General features: G+C 34.0%; 17 protein-coding genes. All 17 read right to left on the reverse strand.

Annotated features, from left to right (window positions below; translation table 11 throughout):
• Position 1: 1 nt before the first annotated feature.
• The 17 genes from pseC to GM921_RS10670 all read right to left on the reverse strand — a co-directional run bounded on the left by pseC (position 2) and on the right by GM921_RS10670 (position 19538).
• Positions 2-1189, reverse strand: a complete 1188-nt coding sequence (gene pseC, locus GM921_RS10590) for a UDP-4-amino-4,6-dideoxy-N-acetyl-beta-L-altrosamine transaminase (protein ID WP_182922612.1) — start codon at positions 1187-1189, stop codon at positions 2-4.
• Positions 1189-2205 (reverse strand): UDP-N-acetylglucosamine 4,6-dehydratase (inverting), encoded by a 1017-nt coding sequence (gene pseB / locus GM921_RS10595; RefSeq protein WP_182922613.1) that lies wholly within the window; start codon positions 2203-2205, stop codon positions 1189-1191. The genes pseC and pseB overlap by 1 nt, the downstream gene beginning before the upstream one ends.
• Positions 2206-2228: 23 nt before the next feature.
• Positions 2229-3323 carry a lipopolysaccharide biosynthesis protein gene (locus GM921_RS10600; RefSeq protein WP_182922614.1) on the reverse strand — a complete coding sequence of 365 codons (1095 nt, stop codon included), beginning with the start codon at positions 3321-3323 and terminating at the stop codon, positions 2229-2231.
• A gap of 37 nt (positions 3324-3360) precedes the next feature.
• The gene (locus tag GM921_RS10605) at positions 3361-5841 is read right to left on the reverse strand and encodes an SLBB domain-containing protein (RefSeq protein ID WP_182922615.1); all 2481 of its coding nucleotides are present in this window, start codon (positions 5839-5841) and stop codon (positions 3361-3363) included.
• Positions 5842-5857: 16 nt separating this feature from the next.
• A complete protein-coding gene (gene gmd, locus GM921_RS10610) occupies positions 5858-6994 on the reverse strand; it encodes a GDP-mannose 4,6-dehydratase (protein ID WP_182922616.1) in 1137 nt (378 codons plus the stop codon).
• Positions 6995-7436: 442 nt separating this feature from the next.
• Positions 7437-8720, reverse strand: a complete 1284-nt coding sequence (locus GM921_RS10615) for a nucleotide sugar dehydrogenase (RefSeq protein ID WP_182922617.1) — start codon at positions 8718-8720, stop codon at positions 7437-7439.
• Between the two features lie 5 nt (positions 8721-8725).
• A complete protein-coding gene (rfbA, locus tag GM921_RS10620) occupies positions 8726-9586 on the reverse strand; it encodes a glucose-1-phosphate thymidylyltransferase RfbA (protein ID WP_182922618.1) in 861 nt (286 codons plus the stop codon).
• 51 nt (positions 9587-9637) lie between these two features.
• On the reverse strand, positions 9638-10204 hold the full coding sequence (locus tag GM921_RS10625) for a DUF3109 family protein (RefSeq protein WP_182922619.1): 567 nt from the start codon (positions 10202-10204) through the stop codon (positions 9638-9640).
• Between the two features lie 7 nt (positions 10205-10211).
• On the reverse strand, positions 10212-10982 hold the full coding sequence (locus GM921_RS10630) for a DUF3108 domain-containing protein (protein WP_182922620.1): 771 nt from the start codon (positions 10980-10982) through the stop codon (positions 10212-10214).
• Positions 10983-11015: 33 nt separating this feature from the next.
• Positions 11016-11531 carry a DUF2480 family protein gene (locus tag GM921_RS10635; protein ID WP_182922621.1) on the reverse strand — a complete coding sequence of 172 codons (516 nt, stop codon included), beginning with the start codon at positions 11529-11531 and terminating at the stop codon, positions 11016-11018.
• Positions 11532-11596: 65 nt separating this feature from the next.
• Entirely contained in the window at positions 11597-13690 is a 2094-nt protein-coding gene (locus GM921_RS10640; RefSeq protein ID WP_182922622.1) for a peptidylprolyl isomerase, read from the reverse strand.
• Positions 13691-13820: 130 nt separating this feature from the next.
• A complete protein-coding gene (locus GM921_RS10645; RefSeq protein WP_182922623.1) occupies positions 13821-14399 on the reverse strand; it encodes an LptA/OstA family protein in 579 nt (192 codons plus the stop codon).
• Positions 14399-15730 (reverse strand): OmpP1/FadL family transporter, encoded by a 1332-nt coding sequence (locus GM921_RS10650; protein ID WP_235969823.1) that lies wholly within the window; start codon positions 15728-15730, stop codon positions 14399-14401. The genes GM921_RS10645 and GM921_RS10650 overlap by 1 nt, the downstream gene beginning before the upstream one ends.
• On the reverse strand, positions 15711-16448 hold the full coding sequence (locus tag GM921_RS10655) for a type III pantothenate kinase (protein WP_182922624.1): 738 nt from the start codon (positions 16446-16448) through the stop codon (positions 15711-15713). Before GM921_RS10655 ends, GM921_RS10650 begins: the two co-directional genes overlap by 20 nt.
• 80 nt (positions 16449-16528) lie before the next feature.
• Positions 16529-17509 carry a DUF6427 family protein gene (locus GM921_RS10660; RefSeq protein WP_182922625.1) on the reverse strand — a complete coding sequence of 327 codons (981 nt, stop codon included), beginning with the start codon at positions 17507-17509 and terminating at the stop codon, positions 16529-16531.
• A 161-nt stretch (positions 17510-17670) separates the two neighbouring features.
• A complete protein-coding gene (locus GM921_RS10665; protein WP_182922626.1) occupies positions 17671-18657 on the reverse strand; it encodes a glycosyltransferase family protein in 987 nt (328 codons plus the stop codon).
• 29 nt (positions 18658-18686) lie between these two features.
• Positions 18687-19538 (reverse strand): UDP-2,3-diacylglucosamine diphosphatase, encoded by an 852-nt coding sequence (locus GM921_RS10670; RefSeq protein WP_182922627.1) that lies wholly within the window; start codon positions 19536-19538, stop codon positions 18687-18689.
• Positions 19539-20057: the final 519 nt, after the last annotated feature.

A 20057-nucleotide genomic window follows, 5' to 3' on the forward strand; every position in this document is an offset into this window, starting at 1 on the left:
TTTATTTGTTATAATATTCATTAATTTTTTCAATAACAAAAAGTTGTTCTGCTTCTGTTAAAGTTGGATACATTGGTAAACTAATACAGTACTTATAATAACTTTCTGCTAAAGGCATATCATTTTCTTTCCACCCAAATTGCCTATAGTATGGCATAAGGTGGCATGGAATATAATGAATTTGTGCATAGATATGTTGCAATCTTAAATAATTGTATAAGCCTAATCTATCTTCAACTTCTATTATGTATAAATGATATGCATGCCCCTCTACTACATCTGATTGCCCTTTAATAAAGCTTTTATTTACAAATGCTGTTTTATACCTTTCAGCAATTTCTTTTCTTCTTAGAAGTCCCTCTTCAGCTCTTTCGAGTTGGCTCAAGCCAAGCGCAGCCTGAAAATCTGTTAGACGATAATTAAACCCTAACATTTGCATTTCCATGTACCAGGCAGGGTATTTATCCTCGCCACCAGCCAATTCAATTGAATTTGTAAAGGTATCAGCTTGTTTCGTGATACCATGGGTTCTTAACATTAACAGCTTTTGATATAGTATTTCATCATTCGTAGTAACCATCCCACCCTCACCGCAGGCAATATGTTTTACTGGATGAAATGAAAAAATTGCAAGATCGGCAAAATTACCATTGCCACAGTTTTGAGTTTTCCCTTCACTATCAATGAAGTATCCACCTGGCGCATGACATGCATCTTCAATTATCCACAAATCATATTCATCTGCCAACGCTTTAAACTCTTCTAGGTTAGTGGCTCTACCTGCAAAATCAACTGGAATAATTCCTTTATAGGTTCCTTTTGGTGAAGATGCCAATAAATTTTTAACCTTTTCGATATCTATTAAATATGTAGTTGGGTCGATGTCTGAAAAAACAACTTCAGCACCACAATAGCGAACACAATTAGCAGAGGCTGCAAAGGTAATTGGTGTTGTAATTACTTTATCTCCTTTACCTACTTCTAAAGCAAGGGTACACAAATGTAGAGCGGCGGTTCCATTTGCAACAGCAACAGCATATTTACAACCGATATATTCAGAAAACTTTTGTTCAAATTCTAATATTTTAGGACCCTGAGTTAAATAATCTGATTGTAGTGTATCTATTACAATCTGAATGTCTTCAGCAGTAATATTTTGTCGACCATAAGGAATTGAATGATTTATCATTATATTTCAAAACTATCGTCCACGTGTTCTTTAATTAAGTTCCTTAAAGTATCTACAGTCTCCCATTCCTCATTATTTCCCGAATTGTATGCAAAACCTTCTTCGACCAATTTAGCCCCAAATTTATTTTTAAATTCATTTAAATCCCATTTATGGGTAGCTGGCAAAATGGTATAATACTTTCCTAGATCATAAGTGTAAAAAGAATCAGATGGTGTAATCATTTCTTCATGCACCTTTTCACCGGGGCGGATACCAACAACTACTTGTTCGCATAATGGACCAATTGCAGTTGCAACATCTGTAATTTTATAAGATGGGATTTTAGGGATAAAAATCTCCCCCCCCCATGCGTTTCCTAAAGCATGCATTACCATATCAACCCCTCCCTGTAAAGAAATATTAAAACGTGTCATGTTAGGATCTGTAATTGGTAGTTTGCCTTCAGTTTTCTTTTTTATAAAGAATGGAATAACCGAACCGTTTGAACCCATTACATTTCCATATCTTACTACAGAAAATACAATTGGATTGTCGCCTTTAATATTATTAGCCGCTACAAATAATTTATCGGAAGTTAGTTTTGTGGCTCCATATAAATTAATGGGCGCACAGGCTTTATCTGTAGATAATGCAACTACTCTTTGAACATTAGTTTGGAAACAGGCATGAATTACATTCTGTGCTCCGAAAACATTAGTCTTTATACATTCATCTGGATTGTATTCTGCAATAGGTACATGTTTCATCGCTGCTGCATGTATCACAAAATCAACGCCTTTAAAAGCTCTTACTAATCTTTGTTCATCTCTAACATCGCCTATAAAAAATCTTAACTGTGGATAATCCTTTTCAGGATATTCCTGAGCCATTTGAAATTGCTTCTGTTCATCTCTAGAAAAAATAATTACTCTTCTAATGTTTGGATGACTAGTTATAATTTCTTTAGTTAAAGCTTTCCCTAAAGACCCTGTGCCTCCGGTAATTAAAATACTTTTATTGGTTAAATCTAACATAATATAAAATGTATTGAGCTTAATTATAATAATAGCTCTTTAAGAATTCTTCTGATTGAAATAAATATAATACTTAAAAAACTTGCTAGACAACCGCCTAAGAATATTCCTTTTAACTTCCCAAATTTATTTACATTAAGGGGCAATACGGGTTGATCTACAACTTGTATTAATGGTGTTTCTTTTAATAATGCCATTTTTGACATTTCTAAATTTTGGACTAATGAGCTCAAAATTGCCTTATTCGTTTCGGCAGAAAATTGAGAACGCTGAATAGGGGCAGTTCGCTGAGCCTGTCGTGTCGGATTTAAATTTGGGGTAGCATCAGACACAGCAGCAGCCGAATAAATAGCACCATTCATCGCGGCTCTAACAGAATCTGTTTTTTGCTGCAAAATTTTAATATTTTCTAATGATTTTTTAGTCTTAGTTTGTATATAAAAATCATTTACGTTTTTTACAATTTGCTCATTAAAAGTTTTGGCAAAAAATTCATCTTCCGATCTAACATCAGCACTTATTATACTCAATTTTTTATCTGGCTTCGTTACACTTAAATAGTTTTTATTAAGATCTGTTATAATAATGCTTATAATACTATCTCGAAGGCGTTGTTTATTTTCCTTTATTTCCTTTTTATCAGACGTAAATGTAATATTTTGTAATTCTTTGTTTTTCGCCCATTTTTCGTGGAGCTTGTTGAAATTGATATAATAATCTATGAGCAACTGTTTTTTACCTTGATATTCGATCTCCGTTAATAGTGTTTTCTCAATCATACTTCGAGATTTGTACAATTCCAAAATATTATCACCTTGAAAAATACCACCACCGCCACTACCTAAATCTATACCAACCATCGAGGCTAAGCCAGCATATTGTCCTAATCCACCACTACTACTTTCACCACCTTCTAATACAAATGTAGTTGTTGCTGTGTAAATAGGCTTCTGCCTATATGCATAATAATACCCAAAGCCTCCACCAAAAATCCCAAATATTAAAATAACGACCCATTTAGATAGAAGATAATGCCACCATTCACCTATTTTTAAGACAACATCTTTTAATGAAATTTCATCTTCATTTGATGTTATATTAGTTTGTTTTTCATTCATATTTTATTCCTTAGAATTGCTTCAATCTGCTTATAACCTACTTCAACAAACTCACTAAAATTGCACCTAATGAGGCGATCGCAGTTCCAATTCCAATCCATGCTTGTGCATTTAATCGTTCTTTTTCTGCTCGTTTTGGCACAAAAATCTCTGCTCCTGGCCTAATTCTGGGATAGTTATTAAAGAATAAGAACTTTTTAGCTCCAGCAGCAGTTCCATTAGCGTATTTCACAAAAGCTTTATTCTTAAGGGCTTTATCTGTAAAACCACCAGCACCATTTACATAATCTTTAAAGTTTCTGCCACTTAAATAAACAATACTGTTCGGACTAAGTACTTCCCCTGTAACTTTAACAACCTGCAATTGACGTGGAATACGAATTACATCTCCATCTTCCACAATAAGATCTTGTTTAGAGAGTGGTCGGTCTAAAATAGCAGTAAGATTAATCCCTACTAAATCAGATTGAATAAGTTTTTGCTCTACCTCTGCAGCTAATGTATCTTTTACACCAGTCCCTTGCATTCGTTTTAAGTTTAGCAGTTTTTTATCTTCTTCTTCTTTATTATTAATTGCATTTTTGTCAGTCGGATTAACTTTTTCGGCACCAGGTCGTTTCAAAGAAGCTCCATCTGTATAAGCAAGAGGGGTTAATCCACCTGCTCTTTTAATCAAATCAGATATTCGTTCATTCTTTTTTATAATTGTATATGGGCCCGGATAAAGTACTTCTCCTTCTAATGTTACCTGCTTTTGCACCTGATATCCCGATGAACTACGAACAGAAATTACATCAAATGGTTTTAAAACGACTGTGTTCCCTAAAATTTTTAGATTTTGATCTACATTTACAGTAATAACTTGAGCTGTACGAGCAGATACCGAACTAACGTCACTATTTTTAATTCTTCTAGAGATTTCAATTCGTTTAGCAGTTGCGCCTTCTTTAAAGCCCCCAGCTAGCTGAATAACTGACTCTAAACTCATACTATCAGCATAATTAAATATGCCTGGTGCTCTTACTTCTCCTTGAATCGTAATTTTATATTCATCACGTAAATCAAAAATCGATGAAATCGTCACCTTGTCTTCACGCTGTAAAGAAATGTCGGGTATGGTTCCAGCCATCAGCTTTGCTACATCAAATGATAGTAAACTCGGAGTATTATCTGCATTTAAACGATTAATATATCCGCGATTTAAAAAAGCATCTTCAGTTAAACCAGCAGCTTTAATAATCAATGCTTTTAAACTCAAGCCTTTCTCCAATTCATATTGACCAGGTCTAAAGATTGCACCTGCAATTTCGACACGATTTTCAAAACGATCTAAAATAGGTTCTACTAGATATACATCTCCATTTTTTGGAGTATAACTACTGAATGCCACTGAAGAAATATCGCTAATGCGGCGTTCTTTATCTGTATTTTGAAAACTTTTAATTTGGGCAGTATATGCTTTTGTTGTAAAACCACTCGCAAAATTGATTACATCTTGCAAATTTTCCCCATTTTTCACCTCAAATAAAGCTGGTTGAACGACTTCTCCTTGCATTTCAACTCTTTTTTCAAATACAGGAATGTAAATCACATCCTGATCTTGCAAACGAATATTATCTCTTTGAATGCCTCCCAATAAGAAATCGTAAACATCTATTTTAGAAACAACTTTATTATTTCTTATCACCTGAATATTACGATATGACCCATTTGTAGATGGCCCACCAGAAGCACCAAGTGCATTATAAATAGTAGATAATGAAGATATCGTGTAAGTACCAGCTTTAACAACCTGACCAGTTATGGTTACTTTTATACTTCTAATATTACCTAAATTGATAGCTACATTTGTACGACCAGAACGTAACGCTGGGTAAGTGGAAGACATCGCTGATCGAATTTTTGAACTAGCTTGATCTATACTTAAACCACCAACAGCAATTCTACCTACAAACTCTAGATTGATGGTGCCTTCAGGGCTAACTTGTAAATTGTAAGTCTTCTCGTTATCTCCAGTTAGGTCAATTATTAATTTATCATCCGGACCTATAATATATCCTTTAGGTGTAGCGATACGTAAATTTGGTTCGAAAGTAATATTCCCATTGCGAAACAAATCTGAGCCAAAAATCTTAGGAGCAAGGCTTTCTTCTTCTGTTTTCTTGTTCTTTTCCTCATCAGCATTAACTGCAGGTTGCTCAGTATAAGTTCTACTTGTACTAGTTGTGATTGTTGAAGATTGATCACTATTAGTATTGCCTGGATTGCGAAGTTTCTCCACACGAAGTTTAAATTTCCGTACTTCTTCTGCCTTCATTCCACGGGCTAAAGCCATTTGTTCTAGTTGTGCTTCACTTGTGAAACCAATTGACTCTGCACTCTTAACAATTTCTAAAATTCGGGCATCAGAAAGCTCGTCTACTTTAATATTTGCATAATTATTTTGTGCTAATACAGTACTGCTAAAACTTAAGCTAATCAGTAAGATTGCAAATAATTGAAATATATTTCTTTTCATATGTAGTAAGCCTAAGCTATTCAAAATAATTTAGAGTTTTAAACTCACCCTGTTTTAAATATTCGTCTTTTTTCATCAAATGCAAATCTGCTTGCATCATATCTTTTACCAATGCTGGCAAATCATATTTAGGTTCCCAGCCCAATTGAGTTTTTGATTTAGTTGGATCACCCAATAACAAATCAACCTCTGTTGGTCTAAAGTATTTCGGGTCTACCTTAACAACAGTCATGCCTAGTTTTAAACCATCTACATTTAATCCTAAACTTTCAACTTTCAATGGGTCGATATCAATAATTACGCCTTGTTCATTTGCGTCTTTTCCACTAAACTCAATTTCAATACCTAATTCTGCAAAACTCATACGTACAAAATCACGCACAGTGGTAGTAACACCTGTAGCAATCACAAAATCTTCTGCTTTTTCTTGTTGCAAAATTAACCACATGGCTTCAATATAATCTTTAGCATGTCCCCAATCACGTTGAGCAGAAAGATTACCAAGGTATAAGCAATTTTGCAAGCCTAAAGCAATTTTACAAGCCGCTCTTGTAATTTTACGAGTTACAAAAGTTTCTCCCCTTAATGGACTTTCATGATTAAATAGAATCCCATTACAAGCAAACATACCATACGCTTCACGATAGTTCACAGTAATCCAATAGCCATAAATTTTAGCTACTGCATAAGGAGAACGTGGATAAAAAGGCGTAGTTTCACTTTGAGGTACAGCTTGAACCAAACCGTATAATTCAGAGGTAGAAGCTTGATAAATTTTTGTTTTTTGAACCAAGCCCAAAATCCTAACGGCCTCTAATAAACGTAAAGTACCAATTCCATCTGCATTGGCAGTATATTCAGGCATTTCAAAACTTACTTGAACATGGCTCATTGCAGCCAAATTATAAATCTCATCTGGCTGAGTTTCCTGAATAATGCGGATAAGATTAGTAGAATCTGTTAGATCACCATAATGCAATTTGAAATGCACATTGTTTTCATGCTGATCTTGATATAAATGATCAATTCGATCAGTATTGAACAAAGAGGAGCGTCTTTTTATACCATGTACAAAATATCCTTTTTTTAACAAAAACTCGGCTAAGTAAGCCCCATCTTGACCTGTAACACCTGTTATTAAAGCAACTTTCATAGATTATTTGAACAATTTTTAATGATTGCGAAGATACAGATTAATTTTTGCTGAAAGAAAATTAATCTTTTATAGAGTATGGTCGCTATAAATAATAAATATAGCACTGAAGAATGGTGTAAAACGACAACCTCTTTTTGATAATTTGATACGAATGATTTTTTTTGAATGGCAAATCACGAAATACCTTTTTTATTAAAATTCGATAGATTTATGTTATAACGCTCCCTTCGGCACATTTAAAATAAGATATAAATGAGCAGCAAAGTAGGGCCATCTAACGGTATAGAGCACATATAAAACATATCGAATGCATATGCTACTAACCTCAATCCCATTAAAAATATACATTAAGTTTAATATAAACACGTTAAGCTCTTCACAATAGGATTGCTTAGTAGGCAAAAATAATGATGTGTTTAACTGTGTTTAATCTAAAACATTACAATCTAGCATCTATTAGCTTACGATCTATAAAGGATTTAGTATCAAAAATTAGGGCACCAGTATCTTTTAAAGTAGCATAATCGATGGCTGTAAATTCATGATGTGCAACAGCTAAAATAACAGCAGCATAATTTTGGGAAGATATTTTATCTAAAAGTTTAATGTCGTATTCATCCTCAACTTCAACTTTATTCGCCCATGGGTCAAATACGTCTACTGTTATACCAAAGGACTTTAATTCTTTATAAATATCAATTACACGAGTATTTCTGATATCTGGACAGTTTTCTTTAAAAGCAAAACCAAGAATAAGAACGTTGGAACCACTAACTACTTTATCTTGAGCAAGCATCATCTTAACAACCTTTTTAGCTACAAACATTCCCATATTATCATTTACTCTACGCCCAGACAAAATCACCTCTGGTTTATACCCTAATAACTCAGACTTATAGGCTAAATAATATGGATCAACACCAATGCAGTGCCCACCAACCAAACCAGGTTTATAGTTCAAAAAATTCCACTTTGTACTAGCGGCCTCAAGCACATCAGCAGTATCAATATTCATCTTATCAAAAATCAATGCCAATTCATTTACAAATGAAATATTGACATCTCTTTGTGCATTTTCAATAGCCTTAGACGCTTCCGCAACCTTTATACTTGGAGCCAAATGTGTCCCAGCAGTAATAATACTAGCATATAAATTATTGATAAATTGAGCGATTTCTGGTGTTGAACCAGAGGTAACTTTTTTGATTTTTGTTAAGGTATTAATCTTATCTCCAGGATTAATTCGTTCCGGAGAATAACCGCAAAAGAAATCTTGATTATACTTTAGTTTTGAATATTTTTCAAGAATAGGGACGCAATCTTCCTCAGTACAACCTGGATAAACGGTAGATTCATAAATGACAATATCATCCTTCTTCAATATTTTACCCAGCATTGCTGATGCAGTTAGTAAAAAATTTAAATCGGGTGTTTTTAAATGACCTATCGGGGTTGGAACAGTAACGATATAAATACTGCAATTTTGAATAGCTGAAGTGTCAAAAGACAGTACTAACCCTTTGCTAAGAATTTTTTCTTCAAGCACCTCTTTTAAATCATCAAGATTTGCTTCTAACGTTGTATCAATTCCAGTCTTTAATTCATTAATGCGGTTTTCATCAATATCAAAACCAATGACTTGATATTTTTTAGCAAATTCTATCGCCAATGGCAAACCAACATACCCTAATCCAATAACTGCGATTTTAATCTGCTGGCTCATTATATTTATTTAATAATTTTCAACAAATACTCTCCATAACCACTTTTCACCAAAGGTGTGGCAATTTTTTTCAATTGTTCAGCATCAATAAAACCCATTCGATAAGCGATTTCTTCAATACATCCAATTTTTAAACCTTGTCGCTCTTCTATGATTTGAACAAATTGCCCTGCTTGCATTAATGAGGAAAAAGTTCCCGTATCTAGCCAAGCAGTTCCCCGACTTAACACACCAACTTTTAACTTACCTTGTTCTAAATAAACTTTATTCACATCGGTAATTTCATATTCTCCACGTGGCGATGGTTTAATATTTTTTGCAATATCAACTACAGAATTATCATAAAAATATAATCCTGGAACTGCATAATCTGATTTTGATTGAGTTGGTTTCTCTTCAATAGATATAGCATTTTTATCTTTATCAAATTCTACAACGCCGTATCTTTCTGGATCTGAAACCTGATAAGCAAACACAACGCCGCCATCAGGATCTGAACTAGCTTGAAGCAACTTTGCCATGCCATCTCCATGAAAAATATTATCTCCAAGTACTAATGCAACTTTATCTTTTCCAATAAACTTTTCGCCAATTACAAAAGCCTGAGCTAAACCATTTGGTTCGTGTTGCACAGCATAACTAAATTTACAGCCTAAATTAGCTCCATCACCTAATAACTTCTCAAAGTTTGGCAAATCATGTGGTGTAGAAATAATTAAAACTTCTTTAATTCCAGCCAACATTAAAGTTGATAATGGATAATAAATCATCGGCTTATCGTAAACTGGCATCATTTGTTTACTACAGGCAAGTGTTAAGGGATGTAAACGAGTTCCGCTACCGCCAGCTAAAATTATTCCTTTCATTGTGATTTGACGTGAGATTCGTCTTTGCTTTAAATTGTTTAATTATAAATATTAATCCTTTGAATTTACACTATTTTCCAATTCAGTATACCATTCCAAACCGTATTTTCTAATTAAAGGTTCTTTTAGAAATTGATACACTGGCACCTTAAGTTCTCTACCAAAAGTACAAGCATCATGGCAAATGTGCCATCTATCGTAATTTAATACATCAAATTCTGGGTATTTAGTAATTCGTATCGGATATAAATGACAAGAAATTGGCTTTTTCCAATCTACCAAACCTTGTTCGTAGGCCTTTTCAATAGCACACTTTGTAATTCCATTTTCGAAAGTTACATAAGCACATTCTTTATGCCCATCTACACAGGGTGTAGTTAAATCTCCATCTGCATCTATTACAGAAGTTCCTTGTTCTTCAATCGCCTTAATCCCTTTGGGAGCTAGTAAATGCTTTATTTTAGGGTAAATCTCAGCTAAAATTGCGGTCTCTGCTACTTCTAATGGAGCACCTGCATCACCTTCTACACAACAAATCCCTTTGCATTTGCTCAAATTGCACACAAACTTTTCACTAATTACATCTTCATGCACTAAAGCACCTTGTACTTCTATCATTTATTTATTATTTCCCTATCGGATATCTTAATCCTTCGGCAGATTTAATTTCTAAGGTTACTGAACCAACTAAAATTTCTACTTCGGCTTTTACTGGCACTCTGTTGCCATCATCAGTAATCCAAAGATACAGTTTACTATCTTTTTTAAAGATACGGCCAGGCTTAATTGATGGACTAAACTTTAAGCATCTAATTGTACCCAACTTGCTTTTTATACTTTCTTTACCCACATATTGAATCTCCAATTGAGATATTTCATCACCCAAAAAATAATTGAGCTTAAATTTATCTCCAATTTTTAATTTCGCAATGTCTAAACTGCGAGAAAAATAATAGGCAGAAACTAAATCGAAAGTTTGCGTAGTTGGTGTGGCGAAAGTCCCTTTATTGGCAACTACTTTTTTCGAATCCTGATAAAATCTAGCTTTATCTTGTCTACGATAACTTGCTTCACGAATATTCTCTTGATAGAAGTAAGGCGTTAAGTCTGTTTTATCAATATACGAATCATAATGATCTCTTACTTTATAAAATATATCAAAAGTACCTGACGTTTGCGCATCTACAACTAGTCTGTATACGGGCTTATTATCAAACTTAACATCAGAGGCCATTACTTTTATCGTTGCTTCTGCAGCCGTAAGAAAGCCATATTTTAGCTTATAACTCAATACCTCTCCTTCTTTAAAGATGGGCTCTTTTTTTAAAGGTAGCTCTTGTGCCGAACTACTAAATCCGATTAAACCGAGAGTAAGAAATAAAATTAGTTTTCTCATACAGCTATGCAAACAAAAAGCACTCCAAAATTGCTAGTCCTTTCTTTTGTAAATTGGAACGGTAGAGCAAGGCTCTCCATACATAATGCTTTTAACTACTGGGGTTAATAAGGCAGTAATTTCTACATAAGCGGAAACTGGCACCTCTAAATCTGCACATCCTTTAATTACTACACGTTCTCCAGCAAATTCATTAATGTTAATTTTAGCTAATGCTTTTGTATACAATACTGTTTCTAAGGTTTCAAGACTGCCAAAAACTACTTCATTTGCAAAAGGTTTCATTCTATTGGCTAATAACATATACGCCCAAGTGGGCACAATTGCATCAGCGCTACATATAATCGCTATGTTTTTATTTTGGTATTGTTCCCAGTTATGTTCTTTTATAAATGCTCTAAAATCCTGCTCTTTTAATATCAATCCATGAAATAGATTGTCTTTAATATCATACACCAATCGTTCTCCTTTGTGGAAATACTCCTCTAAATTTAAAGTAACCAATCCGCTTGAAGCTACTTTATTAACGATGTTTTCTTGAATATCCATGGCTCTTAAAAATAAAAAACCGCTCTAACTAAAGTTAGAACGGTTACAAAATTACGTAAATAAGATTAATAGAATTTCACTCTATTGTCTTTTATATCACTTTTATCTTGCAATGCTTGGAAAGCTGCGCCTAAAGAGCGTTGTGTAATTCCTAATAGCATTGTTTCTTTTTGTTTAAACATATTATCTATAGGCGCAGGATTAGCAAATCCATCTACTACAAATACATATACACCTTTTTCTCCAGTTACTGGTTTAGATAATTTACCAACTTTAGAACCAAATACAGTACCTATTACTGCATTTTCTTGCGCTAAACCAGGGATAATTGGATTAGCAAATACCATGTTTTGAACAGGTATTGCTGCTTTTCCTAATTTAGAAGCCACTTGATCAATAGCATTGCTACCAGCTAAGGCTTTATTAATTTTATCAGCTAATAACTTCGCTTTTACAGCGTTCATCACCATTGGTTGAATTTGTTTCTTAACATCTTCTAAAGACAATTGGCCTTTTGGTTTCACATCTGTTAAATGAGCTACCACAAAACCATCTTCCATAGTATATACTTGAGGAAGAACATCACCTTTTTCTGCTTCGTAAGCATCTCTAATTAATGGGCGAGGACTATCTAATCCTGGAGCATAACCTTGTGTTGGAGCTATTTTATCAGCAACTGCAACAGTATAACCTTTTTGTTGTGCAAGCGAGCTAAAAGTTGCTGCTTTAACGTCATTTAAGAAACTAATTGCTTTTTTATACGCCGCATCTCTAGTTTTAGAACTTGGAGCTAAACTTTTCTCAATATAAGCTAGTTTAGCAACTTTAGAAGAACCAATTTGTTTCTCAATTTTAATTACATGAATTCCGAATTGAGATTTAACTACTTTAATATCTCCCGTTTTACCATTAAAAGCAGCATTTTCAAATTCTGCAACCATTGTATTACGAGCAAATGTTCCTAAATCTCCACCTTTATCTTTAGAACCATCTATACTGTATTTTTTAGCTAATTCTCCGAAATTACTACCACCTTGAGCTAATGATTTTAAAGAGTCTGCTAACTTAAATGCTGCAGCTTCTCCAATTTTACTTGCATCAATTAAAATATGGCTTGCTTTTACCGAATCTGGAGAGAAACGCGTATCAATTACCTTCACTAACTTATATGAATTACCAGATAAAACTGGTCCATAATAACTACCTGCCGGATAATTGAAAATAACTGAATCTACAGCTGGATCTAATTTACCTTTAGAGATATACGTATAAGGAACTTTTACATCAGAATTATTTGCTGCAAACAATGAATCGTTTGGCGTAGTTTTAAAATCTGCTGCTAACTTTTCTACTTGAGTTTTTGCTGCTGCGCTATCTGCTGCTGTTGGCTTAATGCTGAAATGAACATATTCAAATCCGCGAGTTTCGCTAGGATTATCAAAACGTTTTTTATTAGCGTCATAATAAGCTTGATAATCAGCATCTGTCAATTTTACTGCTGCGTCTAAAATAGAACTGTAATCTAAATTAACATATTTAAAACTAGCTAGTTTATTACGGTTGTTATATTCGTCGTTAGCTTCTAAAGAAGTAACATAAACAGAATTACGAATAAGGTTAGTATATTTTTGCTGCAAAGTTTGTTTTTCTATTTCTGCTTGCAACATATCCCATTGTTGTTTTAGTTTTGGATCTTTTTGTTGCGCTTTTAACGAACTTAAAACTGCCGAACGGTCTACTTGACCAGTTTGTTGGTTACCAAAGTATTGTACAATTAACGGGCTAGGATTTTTTCCTTGCAATAAATCAAATAGCTCATCACTAGAAACAGTTAAACCTAAACGTGTGTATTCTTTAGTTAAAAGTTTACCAGCAATTTCCGACTGCCATGCGTTATCTACAGCCATAGCTTGCATTTGTGCATTTACGCTACCACCATATTGTTGCTTAAATTGTGCAACGCTTTGCTCTACTTTCGGATTAAATTCTTCGTATTTAATTTCCTCACCATCAATTGAGCCAACGGTGTTTCTAGATGAACCAAAAAGTGAAGAACTGTGCTGAAGCAGAGGTTCTAAAACAAATAATGCTAATACCACCGCAATACCTCCAACTAGAAAATACCCCATCTTGGTACGCATGAATGTCATTAATCCCATATTATTCTTATTTTTTATTTTTTTTTAAGAGGGCGCAAGATACAAATTTGCAACTAATTAGAAAACATTAAATTTTATTTGATCTTTATCATGAAACTTACACTAAATTAAGTGCTTACCTAGCCAAATATTATGGCGTTAAATCGCCTTTTACGTAGGTTGTTCCAGATGCTTGAATAATCTTGTATGTACTGAAATCTTGCGGTGCCGTAAACTCGGTCCCTGTAGCTACGCTTCCATCTTTTTTTGAAGTTACTGTGCCATAGGGCGAAGAATACATCCGTTTATTTTCATCCCATATTAATTCTTCTGTAGTAAAAGTAATTTGATCATTTACTACAATTACATTTTTTCTGAAGATGGTTATTTTTTCGGTTTGCTTATTAATGGCATAGCCAGATGTAATTGTTCCGGTAGGTTTAAGAAAATCGTTATAGAATTCTATTTTAACTCCTTTTGGCATTTCATTATACATAGCACCTTGAGATGGGGTGACTTTGTCTAATATTGGAGCATAGCCTTTTGCTTTTACCTTTGCAGAATCACTATAAATAATATCAACACCGTACGAGCGGTCGGTACTTAAGGTTATTTTTTTGGCAGAAATAGAAGTGGCATTTTTTAAATCGTCATCACCGCAAGATGATAAGATCATTAATTGCACTAAAAAGAGAGTTAAAATACCAGATTTAATCCCCGACGTTTTCATTAGTCAAATCTAAACCTTTGGAACCAACTGCTATCATTAAGCGTAAATCCTAAATGAATATTAAGGTATTTTTCTTGCAATAAACCATTGCTTACTGTACCTCTTTTGCCCAATTCGGCGCTTAAATTCATTCTATAAAAAGCACCTCTACTATAGGATGCTAATGGTAAACCTACACCAAAAGTAACGGCCATTTGTTTAATATCCTGTTGATTCATTTGAATATAGGTTTTGTCATATTGAAACCCCAATCTATAATCAACTCTTTTAAAATAACCATTAATTGCAGTAACGTCTGGCGTATATTGCCCACCTACAGAAAATCCATAAGTATCTTGTAAACCTTGGTTAACATTATTAATTGAAAGATTAGACCATTTACCCATGCGATAATCTGCTCCTACCATCCATTTATTATCTCTTTGTATGCTGATACCAAAATTATGTATCAAAGGCAATTTTAAATTTGTTGGGCTATTTTCTACTAATAAAAGAGTATCTAATGCGGTTTGTTCGCTACCAGTTGCATCATTAAAATATTGAGTAACTACTTGGCTATTTTTCAAATTGATTTTTGATGAAGAAGAACCCGAATAACCTAATACTAATAAAGTTTTGTTATCTAATCTAAAATCATATTGTGCTCCATAAGAAAAACTCACACCACCTACGCTGTTTTTAACCTGCATACGCGAATTAATACTTCCAGGATCATCTACATATTCTGTTGATCTATTTTCTGATAAATTACCAAACAAATATTCTGCATTGGCTCCAACTCTAAAGTGATCTCCAAACTGAACACCATAGCCTAAATACGCCTTTGTTAAACCACCTTCACCATTGTATTTATAATCAACAGTTTTTGTATTAGCTGTTGTAGTACCTACTTTCACGGTGTTTTTAAAATTATAACCAAGTTCTGAATAAGGTAAAATACCAAAACTCAAAGCTGATTTTTTACTTACAGGAAATGCTAAAGCAATATGACTTAATGTAGCATTAAAACTATTTTCTGTTTGCGTGCTGTTTTTTAACTCGGTAGAATTAACACTCAAGCCAATATCTAACGTAGTTGCATTAATACCCGCGTACGAAGCAGGGTTTTGTATATTAATACTATTGAAGAAACCAGGTTTATAAACCGCTGTAGATATACCACCCATTGCTCTGTATTGTGGTAGCAATGAACCTTTTATATTACCTACGCCAAATTTAGAGTATGGTGATTGTACAGTAACTTGTGCATTGGCAACTATACTCGTTAACAATAGGCAAACAGCAAGTGTATATTTTAATTTTTGGTACATATTATAATGTAATAACTTCATTTAATCCTTTTAAAACCAAATATGGTTCATGTATAATTTGGGTGGCAAAGATGCTATTTTTTAATTGCATGTTCAAAAAATCAGCATCACCCCCTGTAATAATTACCTTAAGGTCTTTATTTCTTTTATTTTCTAGGGATATAAAACCCTCAACTTCATTCAAAATTCCTTGCAAAACACCGTTTTTAATGGCATTAATGGTATCTGTGCCTTCGGGAATATTATTTTCTTCGTTATTCCAATTCACAAGGGGTAATCTGCCAGTATAATGATTTAATGCTTCAAATCGCATCTTTATTCCTAGGCTGATACTTCCTCCGAAGTATTCATTTGTAGCAGTTAACACATCGTAAGTAATGCAAGTTCCTGCATCTATCATTAAACAGTTTTTGCTAGGGTATAAACAATGTGCCGCTATAACCTTTGCCCACCTATCTAAACCTAAAGTGCTTAATGTTTGATAGTTATTTTTTATTTTACCTTGTATTTCTGTAGTGAAATGGATATAATTTACGAACTGTTTTAAATAATCGCTCAGCTCTTTTATATCTTTATTTACACTTGAAACCGTAGCATTTTGTATCTGATACTTTTCAATTAAGTCTTTTAAACTAGCTTCATCCAGCTCTTTTAATCGCTCATAGTGCACCAACTCCTTCTGATTAAAAACGGCCAGCTTACTATTTGTATTCCCAATATCTATTACCAGATTATGCATTAGCCTTACCAAGGATAGACTTCATGGCACAAAGCTATTAATCTTTAGCAAGTTTCAAGCTGTCAAATTGTTAAAAAAGGTTAAACAAACAAAAAATACTGGATGCAAAGTACAAGCACGGCAAACAGCGATTCGTAAAACCAACGCTTTTTGGCATTCGAAAAATAGTACGCCAATAACACTGCTCCTGGCGGCACGCTTAATAGAAAATGATAAACTCTGAAATCTGGTTTAGTGTAGAAACTTATAATCGCGATAATAAACATGAAAAACAACATTTGAAACGCTTTTCTGGTGCTAATAAAACTCCTAAAAAAGTTCTCACGTAGTTGTAATGAGGCCAATATCATAATTAAACCTACAGGAATGAGCACTAAATAATCGCTGAAATTAATTTGCAGTGTTGATGGGAATTTATTTACCAATGGTCGCCAAATTTTATAAAACTGTGCGATATTATCATTCCAATAGTAAAAAACAGCGACAAAGAAAAAGATGGTTAAAAATCCAATAAACCCAGCGATCCATTCTCTCCAGTTAAACGAACGATATAGCAGTAAACTAAGCCAAAGCATAATTAACAGCACAATAAAGGGGAAATAAATTAAAGTACCAAAGGCGATAATCATTCCAACATCAAACATCGTCATCATGGCATTTGGCGTTTTCCCAATTTTCAGGAACTTATCCATGATCCAGATCAATAGAAAATTACAAATTAGCGCTGGGCTAAGAATTAAAAATTGTAGAAATAAGCTTGATCCCGTAATGTAAAGCAAAGCGGGTAAATAGCTCGGTTTTGCTAGTAAACCATGATTGTTAATTATCCTATTAAATAATATGGCTTGAATAAAAGTAAGAACAGTAGCAAAAAAGATATTCCCGGCAGGAGAAAAGTAGTTTGTTAAAGGGATTTGGATAAAAAACTTAGTGTAAGGTTCTAAAAATTCAAAGTTTAGCTGATCTGGCAGATTTAAAAAAATAGCCAATCGCATAAAAATGGCGTATGCAGCTAATATTAAAAGATTAACGGGGTTTAAATTTCTAAATTGATTGATCATGCCTGTTTTCTAGAGGCAAAGTAAAGAAAAATTGAGGAATTTTAGTTTACTAGATATTAACCACAGATAAAAAGGATAAACACAGATTCAATATAAAGCCGCAGATGCGCAGATTACAAAAATCTGCGCATCTGCGGCCAAATGAATTTAAATATTCTTATTTACTTAGTGTATTTCCTCACCATGTTATCAATAATTGCCGCCGTTTCATCTGGAAAATTGAACTGATGCTCTTGTGGATTACTTACAAACTCTTTTAAAATAGGCAACCAATTTCGGTTGCTTCCCCAAATTACAGGCAATCCCAATTGTTTTAAAGCGTAGGCATTACATTGTTGTTCGTACTGAAATCTCATTGGTGCAACCAATAATTTCTTTCCTAAAAACAACGCTTCAGCTGGCCCTTCAAATCCCCCGCCAGTAAATAAACCTTCACAACTTGCCATGCTTTGATTAAATTTTTCATTATTTACCGGCTCTACAAATACATTTCCATCACTGTAAGCTGTTTTAGTATGCTTAGAAAAAACTTCCCATCTAGTTGAAGGGATTTCCTTGAGTATTTTAACTAAATGTTTATCATCTACCGCTGGAAGATAAACGGTATAATGTCCTAAATTAGTTGGTTGTAGATTTCTAATTTCGCTCCTAATTACTGGCGTATAAATAAAATCGTCGTATTTTTCGAAGTGAAAACCAATATGATGAGTGGTTGGCGCATAATGACTTAAAATGATTTTACCCCAATCTATTGTCCTAGGTCTTGGTACTTTTTTAGACTTAAAAGAGGCCTGATGACTTAAAGAAACACTTTCCAATCCTTGATTTTTACATGCCCATGCGGTAACAGGTTCAAAATCATTAATGATGAGATTATATTCTTTTAAAGGAACCGACTTCATGTCTTTTATAAAACGTGGCAAATTCATATTACGCCATGTTTTAAAGTGATCTACACCCCCTTTTTTTCCAAAAATAAAGCTAAAACCATGCAGCTGATATTTTACTTCCTGAGTTAGTTTTACATCGGCTTGTGTGCCCGAAATTAGAATATCTAAGTCGCCATGTTGTTGCAACAAGGGAATAATTTCTCTTGCCCTGCTTACATGTCCGTTCCCAGTGCCTTGAATTGCATAAAGTATCTTCATCCGCTCCTAATATCTGTAATTTTTATGCTTTAGACAATTTCTAATTTAATCTTTTGTAATAAAGTATTAATATCTAGTTTACTGTGCAAGTCTTCACTATCAGATAATATGCCTTGTTCAACTTCATCTTTTTCAAAATCTTTAGCTTCATAATTGAAAATCTTCCATTCCTTTTTGTTGTATTCCAAAGCCGTTAAACTTTCTACCCAATCACCACTGTTTAAGTACGTTACCTTTCCGTTTTCTGTAGTAATTTCACGCATTTCAGGCTGATGAATATGCCCGCAAACTACATATTCGTATCCTTTTTCTATGGCTAAATCTGCAGCAGTTTGCTCAAAACTATTGATGAATTTCACCGCATCCTTAAACTTTGCTTTTACCTTTTGAGAAAAGCTCATTTTCTCTCTGCCAAATAAAGCCAAGCACCAGTTTACCATGCTGTTAATTAGAATTAAGCTATCGTAACCAACCGCACCCAATTTGGCCAACCATTTAGAATGTTGCATGGTTACATCAAAAATATCTCCATGAAAAAACCATGCTTTTTTACCATCCAATTCTAAAACCAATTTATTTTGCAAATGAAATGCGCCCATATGCATATCTGCGAACTTGCGTAAAAGCTCATCGTGGTTACCTGTTAAATAATACACGGGAACACCCTCAACCACAAATTTCATGAGTTTACGGATAATTTTCATGTGTGTTTCTGGCCAGTATCTTTTGCTAAATTGCCAAATATCAATAATATCACCATTTAGAATAATCATTTTTGGTTTGATACTTTTAAGATATTTCAACAGTTCTTTGGCGTGACAGCCGTAGGTACCTAAGTGAACATCAGAAATTACAGCAATTTCTACTTCTCTTTTTTCCATAACCTAATTTTTTGGGGACAAAATGCCTTGCCTAATAAATAAGCGTTATTTAGTGAGGTAAAAAGATCTGCTTTAGTCTTCTTCTTCATCAATAGTCAAATCATAAGGACTAAAGAAGAATGCAACAACGACAACTAAGCAAACTATTAAAAATAACTCGGGCATTTGATTCATTTTATTTTACAAAATTGCAATGCACAGGTTAATAAGATGTTAAGGAAAGATTATTAATTGGATTAAGGAGTAAGGAGCAAAGATTAAAACATAACTAGTCCTCATGCCCATGCAAATGGAAACCATGAAGTTGGTGTTCGTGTGCCCCCTAGTCGTCTTTGCGAGGAGCGCAGCGACGTGGCAATCTCCTATTTGTAACACACAATAAAGGTTTCGTTAAAAGCATAAAGGAGATTGCCACGCTCGGTGAAGAACCTCCCTCGCAAAAACCAGTGGATGCATTAGCCGTCATGCCCAGCTTGACTGGGCATCGTAATGCGATAAAAAAGCCGCAGATGTGCAGAT

This window comes from Pedobacter planticolens, assembly GCF_014172375.1.
Classification (GTDB): domain Bacteria; phylum Bacteroidota; class Bacteroidia; order Sphingobacteriales; family Sphingobacteriaceae; genus Pedobacter; species Pedobacter planticolens.